Origin of the sequence: Burkholderia sp. Bp9031 (genome assembly GCF_003857965.1) — a bacterium.
GTDB lineage: Bacteria > Pseudomonadota > Gammaproteobacteria > Burkholderiales > Burkholderiaceae > Burkholderia > Burkholderia ambifaria_A.
This window is the reverse complement of the sequence record NZ_QTPW01000011.1, coordinates 194,604-217,376: the sequence shown is the minus strand read 5'-3', so window position 1 is coordinate 217,376 and position 22,773 is coordinate 194,604. Positions and strand designations below refer to the sequence as shown.

Sequence of the window (22,773 nt, the reverse complement as noted above, 5' to 3'; positions counted from 1 at the left end):
GAAATCGTCGTGCTGACGCGATTCCCAAGCTCGTCGTAGGTATGTGCGAGCCAGCCAGTCGGCGTGTACTCCTCGACGACCTCACCGCGCGCGTCGTATTTCAAGCTGACCCGATTCTTCAGCGATGGACCACGCGCGGCAAGCGCGTACAACTCGGCCGATGTGATTCGGCCGGCCTTGTCATACAGGTATTCACAGCGTTCGTGCGAGGCTTGCTTCGCCGTCAGTTGCCCGACCGCGTCGCGCTCGTATCGCGTCTCGATCTGCCCATCGCGTACGATCGTGCCTTGACCACACACGTCGTACTCGTACGTACGCTTGTGGCCATCGAGGCCAATCTGTACGGAAACCAGATCGCGACGGTCATACTGAAAGCGATACGTCTCACGATTTTCGTTGGTCAAACTCGCGAGCCTGAACGCATCGTCGTAGCCGAACCGCACGACACGATCGGCCGCATCCGTGCGTGCCAGCAACAATCCACGCGCATTGAGTTCGTAACGCGTGCTGCGCTGATTCGCATCAACGACCTCAACGAGACGCCCCGCCGCATCGTACCGAAACGTCTGACGCGCACCATCAGCCGTCCCGATCCCCGTGACCCGCCCCATCGCATCCGTTTCGTACACGGTGGCGTGGCCGGCGGCATCCGTCACCCGCGCAAGCGCCCCACGTGCGTCATACGCAAACCGCGTGACCTTGCCGGAACAATCGGTATACGAGGTCAACTGCGCCCGACCATTCCACTCAAGGAACTTGTACCCGCCACGCGCATCGCGAATCGTATGCACGAGCCCACGATCGTCGCGGTAATACTCGGTCGCGCAGCCCGCCGGATCGCGCGTCATCGTCAGGTTGCCGCGATCGTCGTATCGGTAGATCCAGCGCGCATTGGCCGGATCGGTTTCAGCAACGGGCAGATCGTAGTGCCCGTTCCACTCCGTGCGCTCGACTTGGCCAAGCGCATCGATACGCTGCGTCTGCCGCCCGCGCTCGTCGTATTCGAAACGGGTCGTGTTGCCGGCCGGGTCGGTCGTGCTGACCAACTGCCGCATCGCATTCCACTCGAGTCGCCACACATGGCCTTCGGCATCCGTGTGACTCGTCGGCTGCTGGTCCTCGTTCCACGTCCACTGCGTAACGCGACCGATCTGGTCGGTGATCGTCACCGTACGCTGCGCGAGGTCCGCATCGAACGTGTACGCTTCACCGTCGTCGGTCCAGTGGCGCACGACGCGCGCGTCGCGGCCAACGCCCTGCCACGCATAAAAGCACTTCAAGCCACCGCGCAACGTGTGCTGGACCATCAGTCCACGCTCGTATGCGAACCGTCGCCCGGTGTGGCCGCTGCGATCGGTAACGGCCACCAACTCGCCAGCATCGTTGTACGCATAACGCACCAGCGTGTCGGGTTGTTCACCGTCCACCCCACGCGTCAGTTCGATCGTGGCAATGCGTCGAGGATGAGATATCTCATAGCCCAGCGTCAGCACGCGACCAGCGCTGTCACGCAGCCGCACAGGCCGCACAACCTCATCGGCCGCTTCCTGCTCGACCTCGATCCAGTTACCGTTGCGATCCTCGAGCCGCCACAGCTTGAGCGTCTCGCTGTCCGCATTGCTACGCGCGCGGCCAAAATCGCGATACACCCCATCGACCGTTTCAACCACGTAGTGGCCGCCTTCGGTGCAAATCAGGTAAATCCCTTCCGGCACGCTGAAATGACTTTCACCCGGTGGCACGGCCGGGAACACGATATCGCGCCCCTGCTCATCCCAATACGTGATCGACGTGACCTCGCCACGCTCACGCGCGAGCCGAAGCTCAACGCTGATCGGCACGCTCCATCCCGCCCCGAACAGGCTGTCCGCGCGATCATCGTGGCTACTGTAGAAACGCCGCCACACGATCGGCAGTGGCCCGGGCAATGCGAAGTCGGTGTCGTCCGTGCCGTCGAGAATCTTGCCGCCGGTAATGACGTTGACCGGGTGACCGGCTGAAGGCCTCGCCAGACTGCCGAGCCAGGTCCCAAACGCACCGGCCGCAAAATTAATCGCAAGACACGGCACCTTGCTCTTCAGGAACTGCCCCCAGCTCATCTTGCCGCGGCCGCAGACCGCCAGCGCAATCCCGAGCGCAGCTCCCAGCCACCCGAGCCGCGTGGCCGACTTCACATCCCGCACCCGCTGCGTGCCGCCGCCGATGAAAACGTTGTCGGAGCCTTCGGCGATCGTCCCGTCGCAAGTCGTCTTGTCACCAACCCGCGCCGCCGGCTGATCGTTGATGTAAACGCTCCCCGAACCATCGGCGATCATCTGCGGCCCGGGATGGTCCGTGCACGCGACGGTATCGAGGTCCCCCGGCTGCGCCGCCCGCGCGGCCGGCTTGTCGTTGACGTAGACGTCCCCCGAACCGCTCGCGATCTTGCCTTTGATCTCGGGCGGCGCGATCGCGTCGGCCAGCGCCTTCGCGCCGTCGTCGATGGCTTCGTTCATGCCGCTCGCTTCCATCAGCGCGCCCGAGCCGACCGCCACACCGACACCGATCGCGATCACGAGCGGCGTCGCCAACCCGGCCGTGCCGATTTCGAGCGCGGCGAGGCCGACGAACACCAGCCCCTCCATCGCCTCCGCCACCAACGCACCGACGACGGCACCGCCAATCACCGACCCGACCGTGCCGACCAGCTCACCCCAGAACGACGTGTGCTGGATCGGGTCTTCGAAGCGCGCGGCCGCGAAGTGTTCCGCGCTCACGACGCGTCACCCGCCCCGAGCAGGGTCGGTCCGGTGCCGCGCGGCTGGAAACTGGCGAGCATGCGGTCGGCGATCGCCTGCTGTTCCTCGGTCAGCGGTGCCGCGCTGGTCAGCGTCATCACGAGCACGCGTCCGGCATCGTCCGACGGGAACATGGTCTGCATTTGATGCCACAGCCGGCCGTCGCGCTCGTGCGTCGAATCGATCTGAATACCCGCACGCCCGCCGACCGTGACGGGCCGGCGCGCCTTCTCGGTCAGCATCCGGGCATCGCGCGACGCCACTTCCCATTCGCGCGCGACGAATGCGGCGAGATTCTCCCCGTCGCGGAACCGCCCGCGGGCGATCACGAGATTGAGGCCACCGGGGCCGACGTTCATCATCAGGATGTTGACCGTGCGGTCAAGCGCCGCGTCCGGTAGTTCGAAGGTGCCTTCGTGGATTGCGTAGTGCATGGCTGGTGTCGTTTGAATTATTTGTTGAGATCGATGCGCTTGCCGTTGACCATCACGCCGTCGTCGGTCATCAGGATCACGGAGCCCTTGTGCTCGAGGCGGATGCCTTCCGGCGCGAGCGAGATCGAGCTGTCCTGCACCTTCAGCAGAATGCCGCGCTCGGCCACGTAGGCTTGCGTCCCGCCGCCGCCATCCTTGGCCGGCGTCGTCACCTCGACGGTGGTCGCGGTCGTGGCGCGCTTCTCCGCGATCGTCTCGGTCAGGTTGCCCTGCGGAATCTGCTTCTCTTCGCTGCCGGTCGCCACGAGGACGGTACGCATCGGCCCCAGCACCTTGTGCGTCTCACTGTTCTCGACGACGGTGTTCATGTCCTTCTGCGCATGCATGAAGAATTCCTGCATGCCGTTCGTGTCGGTCATGCGGATTTCGTTCGACCCCTGCCCCTTGTGCGTCTGGCTCTTGATCCCCATCGTCTGCCCGGCCGCACCGTGATACGGGTTGCCTTGCTCGCCGTTGAACACGCGGCCGACGATCACCGGGTTGTCCGGATCACCCTGATTGAACGCCACGAGCACTTCCTGCTTGATCCGCGGAATCGCGGCCGCCCCCCAGCCATCACCCGCCCACGGTTGCGACACGCGCACCCACATCGAGTCGGACCCATCCTTCTTGCCGCGCCGGTCCCACGGAAAGTGCACCTTCACGGCGCTCCCGTTCGTATAGATTTCCTCGCCCTTCGGACCGACGACGATCGCCGACTGCGTGCCATGGATCACCGGCTTCGGCGTCGCACGCGGCGCGCGATACGGAATCTTCTTCGGCAACAGCGCGAAGCTGTTGCGGTATGGCAGTTTTGCGCTGTGCTGCGTGTAGTCGTTCACGGCCTCGTGACGCACGTGCAGGATCACATATTCCTGGTTGTTCTGGAGGACCGGATGATTCGCCACGGTCACGGCACCGGCCGTCGTCATGCGCCATGCGTAGCCGCCACCGGTGTAGCGATGGGCCTGTACCTCTTCGGCCTCCATCGCGAAACGCGCGTAGCGGTTGCCGTCGTCGCCATGGTCGTACAGCGACTGGTGCTCGAACCGTTCGGTCGCGTCGAGCCGCGCGTGCTTGAGGTTCTGCGGCTCGGCCTCCACCAGCATCAGCGGCGACGACGGGTTCTGGTAGTTGAAGTCGCGAAACGTGACCTTGCCGACACCGAAACGCCGTCCTTCGTGTAACTGATCAATACCGCTGTCCTCACTCGCCTCGGTCGCGGCGAACGGCACGGTGGCCAGCCCGTTGATCGGACGGAACAGCAGGTTCGTGTCGCCGATCACGAGAAAGTGCTTGTCCTTCTCGTAGCGATGCGTCCAGACCAGCCCCTCCTGCTCCATCAACCGCGCGCAGAAGTTGTAGTAGGTCTCCTGATACATCACGACGTACTCGAGCGGCTTCTGGCTCGTCCGGATATCGAACACGAAATCGGAAAACTCGTGCTCCTGGAAAATCTCGGTGAGAATGTCCTGCGCGGTCTTGTTCTGGAAGATCCGGCAGTCGGTCGAGCGCGTCAGGAACCAGAACCACGGCACGGCCGTCAGGTGATACTGGGTGACGTTCCCGGGGTTGCCGGCCCGGTCGAACGACGCAACGTAGCCGTCGAAGTAACGATCGTTATCGCCGGTGCCGGATGCGACGACGCGCTCGAGCGTCGACAAGCGGGCCTGCTGGTCGAACCGGATCTTGACCTGCTGGCCGATCAGGTCGTCCGGGCGCAGGTCGTGACGGTGCGACAGTAGGTCGAGATGGATTTCCGGCAACCGGTTCACGTACTCGTCGACGACGGCCGCGCTGACCAGCAGCACGTCCGGGCCTAGCGGCGTATCGAGCGTCACGTAACGATTGAGCTGGGTCAGGCGCGCGGGGTTGGCGGCGCCGTTGATCGCCTCGGCAATCGCGCCGGGCGTCTTGTCCATCAGCGAAAAGCCGGTTTGCGCGAGCTGCATCGCGCGCTGGACGGTGTCGACGTGCCCGGCCAGGCCGGCAAGCGGCCCGAGGCTTCCGGCCACACTCGACGCGATCGGCGCGGCAAGGCCGCCAAGCGCACTGCCGCCCAAACCGTTGGGAATACCCCCGTTCGGAGCGAAACTCATTCTTGTTCCTTGCTTATGTTCTCAGGTTCTATCGGCCGGTTTCCCGGCCCGAGGCCTCGATAATGTAGGTCAAAACCCCTCGGTGCGAAAGACATCGCGCAAACGTTTTCGTTCGCGCCCCGATAATCAAAAACTAGACCAACGGCTGGACGCCGGGACGCGGTTGTCCGCGCCGAAGCAGCGCACCGGTCTGAGCCGAAAACAGCACGACCTGCACGAAGCTGGTGACCGGCACGTACGGCGCGAAAAACCAGTCCATCACGTGTGCGAACCCGCACAGGCTGAACCCGGCGAAACGCTGCTCGTCCACGACCAATCGCACTTCCAGCCCCTGCACGAACGCCGACGCCGGCTTGCCCGGCAGCCAGCACCGCACGCGGGCGGTCGACAACGAGACGAGCGCATCGAAGCGCCGCCCGGCGTCGACGGAGTCCTCCGCCCAGCGCGCGCACAGCCGCCTGAGCTGGGTCAGGCCGCCCTTGTCCAACCGGATCGCCTGCGGCACGAGAAGCGACAGCAGATCCCACAGCGCCCCGTAGCGGAAAGCCGGCGCCCGGCTCCGGGTCGGCCGGTTCAGCAGCATGATCGTTCCCACCGGGTCGCCTTTCGCCAGCGCCAGCTCGCGCGCCTGCATCCCGGACAGGTCACCCTGCGTACACGAAAGCCGGATCGCCAGTTTGCGCTTGCCCGGATCGGCAGGTCGGCCGTCCCGATCGGTCAATTGGAGTTCGACGCCGTGGAGCGGTTCTGGCGTGTCGTCCGAGGCTGGGGCCGGCGTCGGTGCCTTGTCCGCCTGTTTGGCGTCGGAATCGACAGGCTTCTGCTTCGGTGCCCGCCTGGCCTCGTCGCGCAATACCGTCCAGAACAACCCCGGACGGCCGTCCATGCCGTGCCGTAGCGAATGGAATGGCGCGAGGGTGGATGGTCCCGCGTCGGAAACCTGACGAACGGCGTCGATCGACCAGATGTCCGTCTGCGACGTACCTGCTTGTGCAAGCGCCTTCACCGGGTAATACGCGCAACCGGCGTGCGTCTCGATCGGCGCGGCATCGTCCGGAAACAGGTTGATCACCGGCGTACAGAACAAGCGCACATGGTCGGCCGTCGCGGCGGCCAGACGCCGGGCGCGATGCGAGTCGGGATGCACACCGGCGATCGCGAGATGCAGCGCGACGCGACGACTGGCGCCGGCGGCCCGCTTGAGCGGTCGCATGTCGACGTCGACAAAGTCGAAACGCTCCGGAACAGCGCAGTACTCCATCAGCAGGTGAAACGGCCCGAGGGCGTCATCAGGCGGCATGTCGAGCAGCGCATCGGTCGGCTCGAGGCCGACGGCCGTCAATGCCGCGCCCGGAAGACGCTTCCAGCGACCGGAATCGCCGGCTTCGGCGAAACTTCGTACGGCAAGCAGGAGCGCGGCGTCCGTGAGTGCCGCGACGACCTCGCGCGCGCCGGAGAAGTGCAGACGCAACGTGTCCGGCACGATCGCGAAGGTCGCTTCCGTCGATGTCAGCTCGAACGTGACAGTGAGCAACCCGGTTGTTTCCGGGGGCAACGCCGCGTCTCGCGGCGCGATCGCCGACGTCGCGTAACGCACCGCCGCAACAGTCAGCGGCACGATCGTGACGTCATCCGACGTACGAAATACTTCCAGGCCGGCGGGTGCGATCAATCGATCACCGCGACAGATGACGCGAGGCGCAGTCTGCTTGTCGGTCCAGTCACCATGAAATTGCGCGATCGCGCAGGAGGGAAACGGGCGCAGGAACGCGCCGTGCAGCGATTCGAGCAGGGCGTGCGTAAACGCCGGCACATCATCGTCGAGGCGGATGTCGTGAGCCGCCGCCATCAACGCGAACGACTGCAGCAGACGCTCGACATGCGGGTCTTCCGAACGCTCGCCGGTAATCGCCAGGCGCGCCGCGATCTTGGGGTAACGCTGCGCGAAGGTCTGCATCGAACGGCGCAGCAGCGCGATCTCGCGTTCGAAGTGCGGAAGCAGATCGTTGGGTTCGAGGGCCATACACGTTCCGGTGGCCGCTGCGCTCGCCGATTGGCCATGCAGCGTTAAAAAAATGCGGAACGATTCTATTCAGGCAATTGAAAATCGCGTTTCGAATTTACCGGGCAGCTTCCGGTCACGCATGACGGTTTCACCACGCCTGTCCGTCCCGGACGCCATAAACATCAAGGTCCGCCACGTGTGATCAGACGCTCCGGCATCTGCGTGGCAATGGTGGCAAACCGTTACAGCCGAACGCATCAAGACATTCCAATGTCCATGCATTCAGCGGCAAACCGGGCGGATTGCGTATCGGCAGGTGATGACTCGCAATTGCTGCGCGCGAATGCCCGATGCGCCCCCTCACCTCGGCGAAACCACGATCGCCGCTCGCCGATTCTGCGCCCGCCCGGCTACGGTCCGGTTGTCCCCGACAGGATCGCTCTTCCCCTTGCCGACAACCGCAATCTGCTTCCGATCCAACCCCACGTCCACGAGCTCGATCGCCACCACCTCCGCCCGCCGCCTCGACAACTCGAGATCGTAGGCAGCCTCCCCCTCCTCGTCCGAGTACCCGTAAACCCGCACGCCATTGATCCCCGCCGACCTCAATGTCCTTCCGATCCGCTCGACAATCCGCCTGACATCCGGCCGGAGGTTATACCGATCGAAGTCGAACAAAATTGGCCCGGTCGACCCGAACTCGAACCCCTGCTCGGTTTCCTGGAACCCGGCCGACTTCAGCGCCGTGACCTGCGTCTGCGTGAGCCCCCGATGAAGCGGCGGCGGCGTATTGCATCCGGCAAGCAGCAAGCACAGCAGCACCGCGCTCCCGACGCACATCCGCCCAATGCTCACAGGCAACGAGTTTTTCATCATCGACCCCTTCGTATGCGCCCGCGTCGCGTGCGCTTCTTATCCCGCCGCCGCGGCCTCGCCCGCAGCGCGAAACGATGGACATCAAACCGGCCCGGCAACGCCCTCCGCCAACTGCCACGACCCCGGCCGCGCACGCTTGGCGCGGTACATCGCGGCATCCGCCGCGCGCAGCAAGCCGCTCGCGTCCGACGCATGATCGGGATACAGCGCTACACCGGCACTCATCATGGTGGCCACCATGCGTCCGTCGGACAGCTCGATCGACGGCACCATGCCGGACAAGATCTCATCGGCAATCCGGCACACGCTGTCCGTTTCGCGCACAGCGCCCAGCATCACCGCAAACTCGTCGCCGCCCAGGCGCGCGACCAGGTCGGTCTCGCGCACCTGCGTGCGCAGCCGCGCCGCGACACCGACCAGCACCGCGTCGCCGGCATCGTGGCCAAGGCAGTCGTTGATCTCCTTGAAGCGGTCGCAATCCAGATACAGGATCGCGACTCGCTGCCCCGTCACCACGGCGTCGCACAGGGCAAGCGACAGACGCGACTCGAACTGCGCGCGATTGGGCAGCCCCGTGAGCGCATCGTGCGTCGCCTTGTGTTCGAGCGACGCGTTCTCGTCGCGCAGCGTATTCTGCCAGTCTTCGAATTCGTCGAGCAGCGCGTTGAAGTCGTCGCCGAGCTGGTTCAGCTCGGCGATCATCGCGGGCTCGACGCGCCGCGCGAACGCACGCTCGCGCCGCACGGCATGCGCGACGCCGGCGAGCGCACGCAGCGGCGCAACGATATTGCGCAGCAGACGCTTCGAGCTGACATACGCGCCGAGCACGCTGACGGCCAGGCAACCGAGAATACCGCCGATACCGCCGAGCAGGAATCCGAAAAATTGATGCCCGCGGCCACGCACGATGACCTGGCCGACGACGATACCGTCGTGCGTCACCGGGATGGTCACGGGCCCGGGCAGCGCGAGATCGGCGACGCCACGCTCGAGCCAGGCAATCCGGCCTGCGGCGGGCAGCTTCCAGGTCGCGAACAACTGGCCTTTGCCGTCGGTGACCACCACCTGTGCAACGTCCTCGTCGTTCGCGATCGTCGCGATTGCCTCGTTCGCCGCGACGCGGTCGCCGAACACGAGCGCCGCCTCGACCGTATAACCGAGCGAGCGGGCCAGCAGGTTCAGGTTGTTGCCGGCATACGCACGCAACGCGATCACGGCGACGACGATCAGCGACACGGCGGCCATCGCAACCGCGACGAAGGCCAGGCGCAAATGCGCGCGGCGCAGCACGCTTTGCAGCGTCGGGCGCGGCATGCGTGAAGACGAAATGGACGGCGCGGAACGTGTCATGGCGTCAGCGGCCGTCGCGCGAGATTGAGGACATTGGGATGCACGCGCACGCCACTGCGTGCGACGGCGTCGAGATTGATGTCGAACGTGACGTGTTCGCCATCGACCGTGAGGCAGAACATCGCGCCAGCGGTGCAGGACTCGTCGTGTTCGGCGATCGTCAGCACCGGATGGCCGGCCAGCGCAGCCCTCACCCGGGTTCGTTCATCGTTGCCGAGGGCGCCGAGATAGACGACGTCGCATGCAATGCCGAGCCCGGGATCGTCGAAGCGCACGCGCTGCACGTCGAGCACGGTCGAGCCGGCCTGCAACGTGTCGGTCAGGCCGGCCGCGTAGTCGGGCCGGCCGGTCACGCACAGATGCAGGCGAACGGGTGTCGTCGGCCAGCGCGTAAAACTGACGATGCCGAGCACGACCTGACGCACGGAGGAGTCGTGTGAAGAAATCGCGGGACTGGCCGGATTGGCGGGACTCGCGGCGGCGGCGATCTGCACCGTATCGAACGGAACATCCGCTTCGGCGGGAATCCCGGCGAGTACGGCCGGCGCAACGCTCAGAACGCAAACGATTGCGATGAACGCATGGCGCAACGAGGCGACTCGGCCCGACCGGCCGGACGCCGTCCGCGCGACGATTGCCGCCGCGCCAGCTGGCGTCGATACGGTCGCATGATTCGCGACCGCCGCGCACACACTTGCATCCATGATGGAAACATCTGTTGCAGTCGTTCCCGGCGCTGCCCTGCTTGCCATGCGCGTGCCGGCACCGTATCACACGCACGATTGCTTCCATCTTAGGTAAAAATTCGTATCCCAAACCAGTGGGATACACCCGCGATTTACGTCATACAGTACGCAGAAACGAGGCGCGACGATGTACGCAAACGCACGCGCGGCATATCCGCCACGCGCGGGTGTCGAGTTACCACTTGTCGGCTTCCTCGACGAAGATTTCGAACCATGCGTTCACGACGGCCCGGAAATCCACGGGATCGAGTCCGGTCGGATTCTCGTGCCGCCAGAGCCGTCCTGTCGCGCTGCCATCGCCGGCACTGTCGCGCAGATCGAGGCACCGATAGTCGCCGCTGCCGTTCTGAAATGCCGTCCACACGAGATCCGTGCTCGACCGTGTACGGATACAGCAGCATGACGTCGCCATCGTCGCTGCAGAACACGGCTGGCCGCGCGAGCTTGTCGCGAAAGAATTGCGCAACCGCCGGCAGACGATCGATGACATCGGTCCACATCTGCGCGAGCGCGTCGGCAACCCGATCATCCAAAGCAGTCAGCAACGCGCCCCACGCCGCCGGCACCTCGGCGCCGGCCGGAATCTCGTCCGCCGCGAGCCACACGCTGCCGGTTGCCCGGAAGCGCTGCAACGCCGCTGCGTACGCGTGTGCGGTCGACTCGAGCATCGCGCGTCACTCCACAATGCCGGAACCCATGCACGCTACTGCCCCGCCTGATCGCGACGATCGCGAATCGTCGCGCGCGGGCCATCCACACTGTGTCGGCCACGCGTGCCCTCTTGGTGCACCGCGCCGCCACGAGTATGCTTGCGGTTCGAACGATATCCAACCAGGGCGCACATTCCGCACCGCGGCCAGGCGCCCCGCCAACGGCCACTTACACGATGGACTTCGACGTAATCGTTCTGGGCGCAGGCATCGTCGGCGTGTCCGCCGCATTGCACCTGCAGGATCGCGGCCGCAAGGTGGCCCTCGTCGACCGCGGCGCGCCCGGCGAAGGCACGAGCTTCGGCAACGCCGGGCTGATCGAGCGCTCGTCGATCGAACCGTATCCGTTTCCGCGCAGCCCGTTCACGCTGATGCGCTACGCGCTGAACCGCTCCACCGATCTCTACTGGCACAGCACGTCGCTGCCCGCGTTCGCGCCGTGGCTCGCGCGCTTCTGGTGGGAGTCGGCACCGATGCGTCACGCAGCCGCCTCACGCGACATGCTGCCGCTGATCGAGCGCTGCATCGTCGAGCACGACGCGCTGATCGCGCGCGCCGGCGCAGGAGAGCTGGTGCGTGCCAGCGGCTGGATGGAAGCGTTTCGCACGCCGGCCGCGTTCGAACGCGCGGCTGCCGATGCGGGGCTCACCGCGCGTCGTCACGGGCTCGGCATCACGCCGCTCGATGCCGCGGCACTTCGGGCGCAGGAACCGAGCCTCGCGGCCGGCTTCTGCGGCGCGCTGCACTGGCTCGATCCGAAAAGCGTCGTCGACCCGTCCGCGCTGGTCAAAACCTACGCGCAACTCTTCGTGCAAGGCGGCGGCACGCTGCTCACCGGCGATGCCGCGAGCCTCGACGCGCTCTCGCCAGGCTGGCAGGTCACGACGGAAGAAGGCAGGATCGCGGCGCCGGCCGTGGTCGTCGCGCTCGGCCCGTGGTCCGACACGGTGTTCGGCAAGTTCGGCTACAGGATTCCGCTGCGCGAGAAACGCGGCTATCACATGCATTACGCGCCCTCCGAACGCGGCGCGCCGTCAGCACCGATCGTCGATCGCGAATACGGCTACGTGATCGCGCCGATGCGGCGCGGTTTGCGCCTGACCACCGGCGTCGAGATCGCGCGGCGCGGCTTGCCGCCGACGGGCGTGCAGCTCGATCGCGCGGAACGCGTCGCGCGCCCGGTGTTCGGCTTCGGCGAGCGGCTCGATCCGCAGCCGTGGCTCGGCTTCCGGCCGTGCACGCCCGACATGCGGCCGGTAATCGGCCCCGCGCCCGCACATCGCGGGCTGTGGTTCTCGTTCGGGCATAACCATCACGGGCTCACGCTCGGGCCCGTCTCCGGGCGCCTGCTGGCCGAGATGATGACGGGCGAGACGCCCTTCACCGATCCGACGCCCTACCGCGCCGACCGCTTCTGACCACGCGCGCTCAGTCGAGCGCGCGGCCGAAGATCCGGATCACTTCGTCGAGATGCTCGGCCATCGCGCGGCGCGCGGCCTCGGGGTCGCGCGCGCGGATCGCGTCGAGGATCGCGCGGTGTTCGAGCTCCGAGCGATGCGGCATGTCGTTCGGCATGTACAGCGACTGCAGCCGCTGGAACATCAGGTCGTACTTGTGCGCGAGCAACTGCTTGATCATCAGCGCATAAGCCGGGTTGTCGCTCGCTTCCGCGATGCGGATATGGAACAGCCGGTCGCCCGGATGCGTGAGCGAGCCGCTGCGGTTGTCTTCCTGGTTGCGCAGGAACGCCTCGTAAATCCCTTCGATCTGCGTGTCCGAGCCGTGTTTCGCCGCAAGCGATGCGGCTTCCGGCTCGATCAGCCTGCGCGCCTGCAGCAGCGCGAACGGCGGGATTTCGGTATCGAGGTCGAGCGCGATGCCGAGTTCGGGATCGATCTCGACGATCGAAAACGGCGCGACGGTCGTATCCGGCTGCGGTTCGGGTACGGCAGCCGCTTCGGGCTGGCGCACCTTCACGCCGTCGCCGACACGCACGCTGACGAGCCCGTTCACCTCGAGCGCGATCAGCGCCTCGCGCACCGACGTGCGGGACACGCCGAATCGTTCGGCCAGTTCGCGCTCGGGCGGCAGATAACTGCCCGGCGGGAAATCGCCGGACTCGATCATCGCGCTGAGCTTGTCGGCGATCTGCTGGTACAGGCGGCGGTTCTGAATCGGCTGGATGGACATACGTTGATACAGGTAAGCGGTTGCGTTGCGGACGGTCTGACGAATGAAGCATCAAGCCGTTCGCGCCTATTCTATATGCCGGGCTTCGTATCGCGCGGCACCGCATAGCAACGCGCGGCCGTGCCGCCCCACAACGCGTTGCGCTCGGCTGCGGACAACCGCGCCTCGGCCCAGCGCTCGATCAGCGACGCCACTTCGTCATACGACGCCGCGAGCAGGCACACGGGCCAGTCCGACCCGAACATCAGCCGCTGCGGGCCGAACGCATCGAGCGCCGCATCGAGGCATTGCTCGATGTGCCGGATGTCCCGGCCGCGCAGGCCGCGCCGCCAGTCGGTCTCGGTCACGAGACCCGACAGCTTGCAGACGACGTGCGGTAGCGCGCCCAGCTCGCGCAGCCCGGCACGCCAGCGCGCGAGCGCCGTAGCGTCCCGGTCGAACTCGGCGAGCGCGGGCTTGCCCGCATGATCGAGCACGAGCCAGTGCGCGTCGTGCCGCGCGCAGAACGCGTGCACGTCTGGCAACTGGCGCTCGAACACGAGCACGTCGTACACATAGCCGTTCGCCTGCAGCCACGCGACGCCGCGATTGAACGCGGGATCCGCGACGAACGCGCCGACATCGGCTTCGTCCTGCACCTGGTGACGAAAGCCGCGCAGTTTCGGGCTGCGCCATTCGGCGATGCGATCGGCGAGCGCCGGCGCACCGAGGTCCTCCCAGCCGACCACCGCCGCGATGCACGCGTCGTCGCGGGCAAGATCGAGCAGGAACGCCGTCTCGTCACGCCCGGCGCGCGCCTGCACCGCGATCGACGCGCCGAGCGCCTGCGCATGCATCAGCGGCCACAGCGCGTCGGGCAGGTAGTCGCGGGCAAGCACGCCCATTCCGGGGCCGATCCACGGATAGTCGGCCGCGCGGTAACGCCAGAAGTGCTGATGGGAATCGATACGCACTGCGCCCATGGTGTCCTCGTGGTTCGCTCTTGCCCGCAGCATCACATCACGTCACGCTCAGTCGTACAACACCGCCGCGATCTTCGGGTCGTCGATATTGGTCTTGTCATACCAGTAGAAACCGGTATCGATGACCTTCGGCAGCTTCTCGCCGTTGATCGCCTTCACGGCCGCCTCGACGGTCTTGTAGCCGATTCCGATCGGGTTCTGCGTGATCGCGCCGGCCATCAGCCCGCTGCGGATCGCGTCCTTCTGCTGCTTGCCCGAATCGTAGCCGACGATCACGACCTTGCGCTTCATCTCGCGCACGCCGTTCACCACGCCGATCGCCGAGCCTTCGTTGGTGCCGAACAGGCCCTTGAGCTTCGGATACGCCTGCAGGATCGACTTCGTCACCTCGGTCGACTTCAGCTGATCGCCTTCGCCGTACTGCACGGTGACGATCCGCACCTTCGGGTGCGCCGACTTCATCCGTTCGAGAAAGCCGTCGCGGCGATCGATGCCGGTGCGGCTCGTCTGGTCGTGCGCGACCACGGCCACCTCGCCTTCGTCGCCGATCAGCGCGGCGAGCTTGTCGGCGGCGAGCGCGGCGGCAGCCTTGTTGTTGGTCGCGGCCGTCGTGACCGGGATGTCGCTGTCGACGCCCGAGTCGAATGCGATCACCGGGATCTTCTCGGCCTGCGCCTTCTTCAGGAGCGGCAGCGCGGCCTTGCTGTCGAGCGCCGCGAAGCCGAGCGCGGCCGGCTTCTTCGCGATCGCGGCGGACAGCATGTCGATCTGCTTGTCGACCATCGCCTCCGTTTCGGGGCCTTCGAACGTCACCTTCACCTTGTAGTCCTTCGCGGCCTGCATCGCGCCCGCTTTCACGGCCTGCCAGAACTGATGCTGGAAGCCCTTCGAGATCAGCGGGATGTAGGTTTCCTGCGCCTGCGCGCCGGCCGTCATGCCGACGGCGAACGTCAGCCCGACGATCGCGTTCAACACCTTGCTCCTGATCACTTCGCGTCTCCTTGGTTGGTATCGAATGTATCGAATGAAATGCCGGCCCGGCCGGCGGTGAAGCGGATGCGTATGTATGTTCGTGCGTCAGCGGCGGCGCCGGCGCAGGATATCCACGTAGACGGCGAGGATGATGATCACGCCGGTCACGACCGTCTGCCATTCCTGCGCGACCGACATGATGCGCAGGCCGTTGGTCAGCACGCTCATGATGAACGCGCCGATGATGGTGCCGACGATGCTGCCCGCGCCGCCCGACAGCGACGTGCCGCCGATCACGACGGCCGCGATCGCATCGAGCTCGTAGCCCTGGCCGAGCGCGGGCTGCGCGGAATTCAGCCGCGACGCGATCAGCAGCCCGGCGATCCCGCACACCGCGCCGCTGAACGTGTAGACGGCGATCTTCCATGCGTCGACGTTCACGCCGGACAGCCGCAGCGCTTCCTCGTTGCTGCCGAGCGCGAACGTGTAGCGGCCGAAGAGGGTGCGGTTCAGCACGATCGACGCGCCGATCGCGACGAGGAACAGGATCAGCACCGCGTTCGGAATCGGCAGCGCGGGAATCAGGTTGCCGATCAGCGAATCCTGCGCGATCGACGTGAAGCCCGGCGTGTCGTTGAAGTAGATCGGCCGCGTGCCCGAGATCACGAGCGACAACCCCTTGAGCAGCATCATCATGCCGAGCGTCGCGATGAACGGCGGCACCTTCATCTTCGCGATCACGAAGCCCGACACGCTGCCCGACAGCGCGCCGAACAACAGCGCGGCCAGGATCCCGAGCGGCAGCGGCATGCCCCAGTTCGTCAGCACGACGCCGGCCATGACCGCACAGAACGTCATCAGCGTGCCGACCGACAGATCGATGCCCGACGTGATGATCACGTAGGTACAGGCGACGGCCAGCACGCCGTTCACGGCGGTGGCCTGCAGGATCGATACCAGGTTGTCGACATCGAGGAAGTTCGACGACGCGAAGCTGAAGAACACGATCAGCAGCACGAGGCTCGCGAGCGCGAGCAGCTTCTGCCTCGCGGCGGGGTTGAAGAAGCGCGACTTCAGGCTCGATGCGGCGGCCGGCGTGTCGCCGGAAGCAAGGGGCGGAACGGAATGCGTATCGTTGGACATGATCGGGTAAGCGTCTGAATCAGGACAATACGGTCGACTCGCGCTGCGTCGCGAGCTGCATGATCTTTTCCTGCGTGGCGTCGGCCGCGCGCAACTCGCCGGTCACGCGCCCTTCGCACATCACGAGAATCCGGTGGCTCATGCGCAGCACCTCGGGCAACTCCGACGAGATCATCACGATCGCCTTGCCGTCGGCGGCAAGCGCGTCGAGCAGCTTGTAGATCTCGCTTTTCGCGCCGACGTCGATGCCGCGCGTCGGCTCGTCGAAGAACAGGATGTCGCAGTCGCGCAGCAGCCACTTCGCGATCACGATCTTCTGCTGGTTGCCGCCCGACAGCAGGCGCGCCGGCTGCGCGACCGACGGCGTGCGGATCGCGAGCTGGCGCACGTACGACTGCGCGGTGTCGCGCATCTTGCGTGCATCGAGGAACAGGCCGCGGCGCACGAAGCGCCGCATGCTCGACAGTGCGATGTTGTTCTGCACGTCCATCCCGACCGCGAGCCCGAAGTGCTTGCGGTCCTCGGACAGATAGCCGATCCCGTGCGCGACCGCATCGGCCGGCGTGCGGATCGTCACGGTCTTGCCGTGCACGCGGATCTCGCCCGCGTCGACCGGATCCGCGCCGAACACCGCGCGCGCGACCTCGGTGCGCCCCGCGCCCATCAGCCCCGCGAAGCCGAGGATCTCGCCGCGACGCAGCGTGAAGCCCACGTCGCGGATCGCGCGGCCGCGCGACAACCCGCGCACTTCGAGTGCGACGTCGTTGGCCGACGTATCGGGCGGCGCGCGAAACGCCGTATCGAGCTGACGGCCGACCATCATCGCGATGATCGCGTCCATCGACGTGTCCGCCATCGGCACGGTCGCGACGTACTTGCCGTCGCGCATCACCGTCACGCGATCGGCGATCTGGCGCAGCTCGTCCATCTTGTGCGAGATGTAGACGATGCCGACGCCGTGCGCGCGCAGGTCGCCGATGATGCGGAACAGCTCGGCGATCTCCGCGCTGTTCAGCGCGGCGGTCGGCTCGTCCATGATCAGCACGCGCGAATCGAACGACAGCGCCTTCGCGATCTCGACCATCTGCTGCTTTGCAACGGTCAGCCGGCCAACCGGCGTGCGCGGATCGAGATCGAGCCGCATCCGCACGAAGATCGCGGCCGCGTCGCGGTTCAGCTTGTCTTCATCGACGAACACGCCGAAGCGGCCGCGCGGCTCGCGTCCGATGAAGATGTTCTGTGCGACGCTCAGGTGATTCATCAGGTTCAGTTCCTGATGGATGATGCCGATCCCGAGCGCCTGCGCGGCGCGCGGATCGTCGATCTCCACCGCGCGGCCGTCCATCCGGATCTCGCCGCCGTCCTTCTGGTACACGCCGGCGAGGATCTTCATCAGCGTCGACTTGCCGGCGCCGTTCTCGCCCATCAGCGCGTGTACTTCGCCGGCGCGCAGGTCGAACCGGCAATCGTCGAGCGCCTGCACGCCCGGAAAGCGCTTGCTGACGCCGCTCAAGGCAATCAGCGGCGGCGCGGTGTTCAGGTTCGGGTCGGGTTGCATGGATCGCCGTCCTCAGCCGATCGCGCGATCGAGATGCGTATAGCCGCCATCGACGAACAGCCATTGGCCCGTCGTGTGCGATGCGCGCTCCGACAGCAGGAACACGGCCGTGTCGGCAATCTCGTCGGCCGTCGTGAAGCGCTTGCCGAGCGGCACCTTGTCGGCGATTTCCGCAAGCTTCGCGTCCGGATCGTCGAAGCCGGCGATCCAGTTCTGGTAGAGCGGCGTCATCACCTCGGCCGGGATCACCGCGTTCACGCGCACGCCGTCGTTGCGCAATGCGATCGCCCATTCGCGTGTCAGTGCGAGCTGCGCGCCCTTCGATGCGCAATAGCCGCTCGTGTTGCCCTGCCCGGTGACGGCCGTCTTCGACGAAATGTTGACGATCGCGCCGCGCGTTGCCTTCAGATGCGGCACACAGTAGTGCGCCATCACGTAGTAGTGGATCAGGTTGCGCTCGAGCGATGCGACGAACGCATCGCGCCCGGCATCGAGACCGATGCCGTCATTGATGCCCGCGTTGTTGACGAGGCCGTCGATGCGACCGAAACGCGTGATGGCCTGCGCAACCGCGTCGCGGCACTGCGCGTCGTCCTGCAGCTCGACGGACATGCACGCGGCGCGCGGCTGCTTCTGCGTGAGCGCGCGCCAGAAGCCATCGTCCGGCGTGTGACGCGCGAACACCACCGGAATCGCGCCTTCGCCGGCGAGCCGCATCGAGATCGCGGCGCCGATGCCCGATGCGCCGCCGGTCACGATCACGACCTTGTCTTGCAGATTCAAATCCACTTCACGTCTCCGTCGTTCATGTTGTCGCCGCGCGGGCCATGCGCGGCCATCTTGCCGTGTGCGTCAGCCGCGGAACCGATACCGCTCCAGCGATTCCGGCTTCATCTCGATCGAGAAGCCGGGCGCCGTCGGCGGCATATACGCCGCGCCGCGCACGACGCACGGCTCGACGAAATGCTCGTGCAGGTGATCGACGTACTCGGTCACGCGCCCTTCCTTCGTGCCGGAAATGCACACGTAGTCGATCATCGACAAATGCTGCACGTACTCGCACAGCCCGACGCCGCCCGCGTGCGGACACACCGGCAGCCCGTACTTCGCGGCCAGCAGCATCACCGCGAGAATCTCGTTCACGCCGCCGAGCCGGCACGCGTCGATCTGCACGACGTCGATCGCACCGCGCTCGATGAACTGCTTGAACAGCACGCGGTTCTGGCACATCTCGCCGGTCGCGACCTGCACCGGCGCGATCGCCTCGCGAATCTTGCGATGCCCTTCGACGTCGTCGGGGCTCGTCGGCTCCTCGATGAACCACGGTTTCGCAAACGCGAGCTCGCGCACCCAGTCGATCGCCTCGTCGACTTCCCACACCTGGTTCGCGTCGATCATCAGCTTGCGATCCGGGCCGATCGCTTCGCGCGCGATCGTCACGCGGCGAATGTCGTCCTCCAGGTTCGCGCCGACCTTCAGCTTCACGTAGTCGAACCCGGCGTCCACCGCCTCGCGGCACAGCCGGCGCAGCTTGTCGTCGCTGTAGCCGAGCCAGCCCGCCGACGTCGTGTAGCACGGGTAGCCTTCGCGCTCGAGTGTCGCGATCCGCGCGGCCTTGCCCGGCACCTGCCGGTGCAGCAAGTCGAGCGCCTCGTCCTGCGTCAGGCAGTCGGTCAGGTAGCGGAAATCGATCGCGCGCACGATTTCCTCGGGGCTCATGTCGGCGACGAGCCGCCACAGCGGTTTGCCAACCGCCTTCGCCCACAGGTCCCACACCGCGTTGACGACGGCGCCCGTCGCCAGGTGGATCGCGCCCTTGTCGGGGCCGATCCAGCGCAACTGGCTGTCCGACGTCACGTGCCGCCAGAAGCGGCCCATGTCTTCGCGGATCCAGTCGAGGTCGAGGCCGACGACGAGGTGACGCATCGCGTCGATCGCCGCGCAGCAAATTTCATTGCCGCGCCCGATGGTGAACGTGAGTCCGTGGCCTTCGAGCCCGTCGTGGTCGGTTTCGAGCACGACGTACGCAGCCGAATAATCGGGGTCCGGATTCATCGCATCGGAGCCGTCGAGCTGGCGCGAGGTCGGGAAGCGCACGTCGAGGACGCGCATCGATCGAATGATAGGCATGACGAACGGTCCGTTAAAGGGAATCAGGCCTGCACGGTGCGCTGACGCTGCTCGCCGAGCCCGTCGATGCCGAGCGTGATCACCTGCCCGGCGCGCAGATAGACGGGCGGCTTCTGGCCGAGCCCGACGCCCGGCGGCGTGCCGGTCGAGATCACGTCGCCCGGCTGCAGGCTCATGAAGCGGCTCAGGTAGCTGATCAGGTGCGGCACGCGGAACACCATGGTGGCGGTCGTGCCGTTCTGGTAGCGGTGGCCGTCCACTTCGAGCCACAGCCGCAGCGCGTGCGGATCGGGCACTTCGTCGGCCGTCACGAGCCACGGGCCGAGCGGGCCGAACGTGTCGTTGCCCTTGCCCTTGTCCCACGTGCCGCCGCGTTCGAGCTGGTATTCGCGCTCCGACACGTCGTTCACCACGCAGTAGCCGGCGACGTGCGACAGCGCATCGGCTTCGTCGATATAGCGGCCGCCCTGGCCGATCACGACGCCGAGCTCGACTTCCCAGTCGGTTTTCTCCGAGCCGCGCGGAATCTCGACGTCGTCGTTCGGCCCCGAGATCGCGCTTGTCCATTTGCCGAACACGACCGGCTCCTTCGGGACTTCCATCCCCGATTCGGCCGCATGGTCGGAATAGTTGAGCCCGATGCAGATGAACTTGCCGACGCGGCCGACGCACGCGCCGAGCCGCGGCGTGCCCTCGACCAACGGCAGCGACGACGGCTCGATGTCGCGCAGCCGCGCGAGCGACGCAGGCGTCAGCGCATTGCCGGCGATGTCCTCGATCACGCCCGACAGGTCGCGGATCTTTCCCTGCGCATCGAGCAGGCCCGGTTTCTCATGATGTTTGTCGCCAAATCTCAGCAGTTTCATATCGTTTAAGCGGAAACGGAAAGTGAATAGGGATGCGTAGTCAATGGGAGAGGGTCAGTTGGACCAGCCGCCATCGATCAGGTGAATCGCGCCGGTGGTAAACGACGCTTCGTCGGACGCGAGATACAGCGCGAGCGCGGCCACTTCGTCCGCGGTGCCGATGCGGCCCATCGGCTGACGCGAGACGAACGCCTGGCGCACGGCGTCGATCGACACCTGGCGCGTGTGCGCCTGCTCGGCAATCCGCTGCTCGAGCGACGGCGACTCGATCGTGCCCGGGCAAATCGCGTTGCAGCGAATGCGTTGTTCGACGAAATCGGCGGCAACCGCCTTGGTCAGGCCGATCACGGCCGCCTTGGTCGTGCCGTAGACGAAGCGGTTCGGCACGCCCTTCACGCTCGACGCGGCCGACGCCATGTTGATGATCGACGCGCCGCCCGCTTCCAGCATCGCCGGCAGCAGCGCGCGGATCAGCCGGTACATCGACGTGACGTTGAGGTTCAGCGAGAACGCCCAGGCGGTGTCGTCGCAGTCGAGGATCGAGCCGTGGTGGACGAAGCCCGCGCAGTTGAACAGCACGTCGAATGCGCGCTCCTGCGCGGCGAGCGCCGCGACGTCGCCCGCATCGGTCACGTCGAGCCGCCGCGTGGCCAGCCGGCCGCCCGCGCGCTCGGCGTCGGCCGCGAGTTGCGCGAGCGCGGCTTCGTTGATGTCGGTCGCCAGCACGTCGGCCCCCTCGCTTGCGAACCGCAGCGCCGTCGCGCGGCCGATACCCTGCCCGGCCGCCGTCACCAGCGCGCGCTTGCCCTGCAATCTCATGAGCACCTCTCCTGTAAAAGCCGGACACGCCGGCTCATTGGCACAAAGGACTAAAGGTCCAACCAATCATAGGTGCAGATCCCGGATTTGTCACGAACGTGGGATTCAGTATTTTCCCGAGCGGCAGAATCGGGCCGAAGGCGGTGTCTTCGGCGATGGCAATGCCGTTTTTTCGGACGCCGTCGATTGACCGTACGTCGCGCAAAGCCAATATCGACGGGGGTTTGCGGAGGTTTTCGATGCCCCGGGCCGCGGGATGGCCGGGCGAAACTGACAAAAAAGTCATGTTCCCGTCAGGGTGTCAACGGGGGGCGCGCGCGATCATGGCGTTGCCGGACCGCGCTTCCCGGTACACCGCACCCCGCCCGTCGCCGATCTCTGACGGGCCCCTCCGTCCCCCGCGGTGTCCACGTGACTGAGCGAGCAGACACGGTGGCGCGGCCCGATTTTCCGCCCCGGGCGTCCGCGTCCGGGGCGCTTTTGTCGCTGGTTTCTCAAGAAAATGCGCGCCGATTGTTTCTAAATCGGCAAAAGGTAATTTGAGCCAGACAGGATGTTTTTTCCGGTCACAGACGCTTACATTTAGCGCACCACTCATGGAAACCGCTACGGATTCGTCTTTGGGTAGTGACATCCACTGCCACGGCCGAACCGCACGAGCTTTAGGAAACGGCAAAATGAAGGCCTCCAAATCCCTGCCTGCGCTCGATCCCGCCGACGTCCACGTCGAAATCCTCGAACGTTCCGATACGCTGCTCGTCGTCCGCTGGGTCGAACCCGGCCGCTGTCATTACGGCGAACAGCGCTGGCGCCGCCGCTTCGCGCAGCGCACCGGCACCTGCGCGCTGTCGCGCCAGGTGATCCAGCGCGGCGACGAAGTATTCCGCCCGGCCGAGCGCCCGGCCCCGGCGAATGCGGCCGCGATGATCTCCGCTGCCGAAGTGCTCGCGTTGGCCGGCAGCCGATAACGCCCGCCGGCCGCGGGCCGCGGGCCGCGGGCCGGCTGCGAGATTCGCATGCCCGCCCTGGAACCGCCGGTCTAATTCCCCCGCTTGTCTGTCCCGCCTGCGCGGACTATCGTTACATCATTCAATGTA

General features: G+C 66.0%; 20 protein-coding genes. 3 read left to right on the top strand and 17 right to left on the bottom strand.

Annotated features, from left to right (window positions below; genetic code table 11):
- The 8 genes from DIE15_RS17385 to DIE15_RS37725 all read right to left on the bottom strand — a co-directional run.
- A partial coding sequence (locus tag DIE15_RS17385; RefSeq protein ID WP_260428276.1) for a DUF6531 domain-containing protein occupies positions 1 to 2,570 on the bottom strand: 2,570 nt, incomplete at its 3' end.
- 182 nt (positions 2,571 to 2,752) lie between these two features.
- Entirely contained in the window at positions 2,753 to 3,211 is a 459-nt protein-coding gene (locus DIE15_RS17380; RefSeq protein ID WP_124833904.1) for a DcrB-related protein, read from the bottom strand.
- A 17-nt stretch (positions 3,212 to 3,228) separates the two neighbouring features.
- Positions 3,229 to 5,349, bottom strand: coding sequence for a type VI secretion system Vgr family protein (locus DIE15_RS17375; RefSeq protein ID WP_124833903.1), 2,121 nt, complete (start codon positions 5,347 to 5,349; stop codon positions 3,229 to 3,231).
- Between the two features lie 133 nt (positions 5,350 to 5,482).
- Positions 5,483 to 7,372 (bottom strand): type VI secretion system baseplate subunit TssF, encoded by a 1,890-nt coding sequence (tssF, locus tag DIE15_RS17370; protein ID WP_124833902.1) that lies wholly within the window; start codon positions 7,370 to 7,372, stop codon positions 5,483 to 5,485.
- Positions 7,373 to 7,714: 342 nt separating this feature from the next.
- Complete coding sequence (locus DIE15_RS17365) at positions 7,715 to 8,227, bottom strand: OmpA family protein (protein ID WP_057927621.1); 513 nt, start codon at positions 8,225 to 8,227, stop codon at positions 7,715 to 7,717.
- Between the two features lie 84 nt (positions 8,228 to 8,311).
- Positions 8,312 to 9,580, bottom strand: coding sequence for a diguanylate cyclase domain-containing protein (locus tag DIE15_RS17360; RefSeq protein ID WP_124833901.1), 1,269 nt, complete (start codon positions 9,578 to 9,580; stop codon positions 8,312 to 8,314).
- Positions 9,577 to 10,284 carry a YfiR family protein gene (locus DIE15_RS17355; RefSeq protein WP_124833900.1) on the bottom strand — a complete coding sequence of 236 codons (708 nt, stop codon included), beginning with the start codon at positions 10,282 to 10,284 and terminating at the stop codon, positions 9,577 to 9,579. The genes DIE15_RS17360 and DIE15_RS17355 overlap by 4 nt, the downstream gene beginning before the upstream one ends.
- A 217-nt stretch (positions 10,285 to 10,501) precedes the next feature.
- Positions 10,502 to 10,690 (bottom strand): hypothetical protein, encoded by a 189-nt coding sequence (locus tag DIE15_RS37725; RefSeq protein WP_244104904.1) that lies wholly within the window; start codon positions 10,688 to 10,690, stop codon positions 10,502 to 10,504.
- 7 nt (positions 10,691 to 10,697) lie between these two features.
- On the opposite strand from DIE15_RS37725, the gene DIE15_RS37720 reads away from it, so the two are divergent.
- The gene (locus DIE15_RS37720; RefSeq protein WP_260428275.1) at positions 10,698 to 11,045 is read left to right on the top strand and encodes a hypothetical protein; all 348 of its coding nucleotides are present in this window, start codon (positions 10,698 to 10,700) and stop codon (positions 11,043 to 11,045) included.
- Positions 11,046 to 11,212: 167 nt separating this feature from the next.
- Entirely contained in the window at positions 11,213 to 12,454 is a 1,242-nt protein-coding gene (locus DIE15_RS17345; RefSeq protein WP_057927493.1) for an FAD-binding oxidoreductase, read from the top strand.
- 10 nt (positions 12,455 to 12,464) lie between these two features.
- Here DIE15_RS17345 and DIE15_RS17340 read toward each other — a convergent pair whose 3' ends face one another.
- From DIE15_RS17340 to DIE15_RS17300, 9 genes are all read right to left on the bottom strand, one after another.
- The gene (locus DIE15_RS17340) at positions 12,465 to 13,226 is read right to left on the bottom strand and encodes a FadR/GntR family transcriptional regulator (protein WP_057927494.1); all 762 of its coding nucleotides are present in this window, start codon (positions 13,224 to 13,226) and stop codon (positions 12,465 to 12,467) included.
- A gap of 71 nt (positions 13,227 to 13,297) precedes the next feature.
- A complete protein-coding gene (locus DIE15_RS17335; RefSeq protein ID WP_124833899.1) occupies positions 13,298 to 14,188 on the bottom strand; it encodes an amidohydrolase in 891 nt (296 codons plus the stop codon).
- Between the two features lie 48 nt (positions 14,189 to 14,236).
- The gene (locus DIE15_RS17330) at positions 14,237 to 15,178 is read right to left on the bottom strand and encodes an ABC transporter substrate-binding protein (RefSeq protein WP_124833898.1); all 942 of its coding nucleotides are present in this window, start codon (positions 15,176 to 15,178) and stop codon (positions 14,237 to 14,239) included.
- Positions 15,179 to 15,265: 87 nt separating this feature from the next.
- Positions 15,266 to 16,303, bottom strand: coding sequence for an ABC transporter permease (locus DIE15_RS17325; RefSeq protein ID WP_124833897.1), 1,038 nt, complete (start codon positions 16,301 to 16,303; stop codon positions 15,266 to 15,268).
- A gap of 19 nt (positions 16,304 to 16,322) precedes the next feature.
- Positions 16,323 to 17,861, bottom strand: a complete 1,539-nt coding sequence (locus DIE15_RS17320) for a sugar ABC transporter ATP-binding protein (protein WP_057927497.1) — start codon at positions 17,859 to 17,861, stop codon at positions 16,323 to 16,325.
- 12 nt (positions 17,862 to 17,873) lie between these two features.
- Complete coding sequence (locus DIE15_RS17315) at positions 17,874 to 18,650, bottom strand: SDR family oxidoreductase (RefSeq protein WP_124833896.1); 777 nt, start codon at positions 18,648 to 18,650, stop codon at positions 17,874 to 17,876.
- 63 nt (positions 18,651 to 18,713) lie between these two features.
- Positions 18,714 to 19,991 carry an L-fuconate dehydratase gene (locus tag DIE15_RS17310; protein ID WP_057927499.1) on the bottom strand — a complete coding sequence of 426 codons (1,278 nt, stop codon included), beginning with the start codon at positions 19,989 to 19,991 and terminating at the stop codon, positions 18,714 to 18,716.
- A gap of 23 nt (positions 19,992 to 20,014) precedes the next feature.
- A complete protein-coding gene (locus tag DIE15_RS17305) occupies positions 20,015 to 20,857 on the bottom strand; it encodes an ureidoglycolate lyase (RefSeq protein ID WP_057927500.1) in 843 nt (280 codons plus the stop codon).
- A 54-nt stretch (positions 20,858 to 20,911) separates the two neighbouring features.
- A complete protein-coding gene (locus DIE15_RS17300; RefSeq protein WP_124833895.1) occupies positions 20,912 to 21,676 on the bottom strand; it encodes an SDR family oxidoreductase in 765 nt (254 codons plus the stop codon).
- Between the two features lie 677 nt (positions 21,677 to 22,353).
- On the opposite strand from DIE15_RS17300, the gene DIE15_RS17295 reads away from it, so the two are divergent.
- The gene (locus tag DIE15_RS17295; RefSeq protein ID WP_006749506.1) at positions 22,354 to 22,644 is read left to right on the top strand and encodes a DUF3331 domain-containing protein; all 291 of its coding nucleotides are present in this window, start codon (positions 22,354 to 22,356) and stop codon (positions 22,642 to 22,644) included.
- Positions 22,645 to 22,773 lie beyond the last annotated feature (129 nt).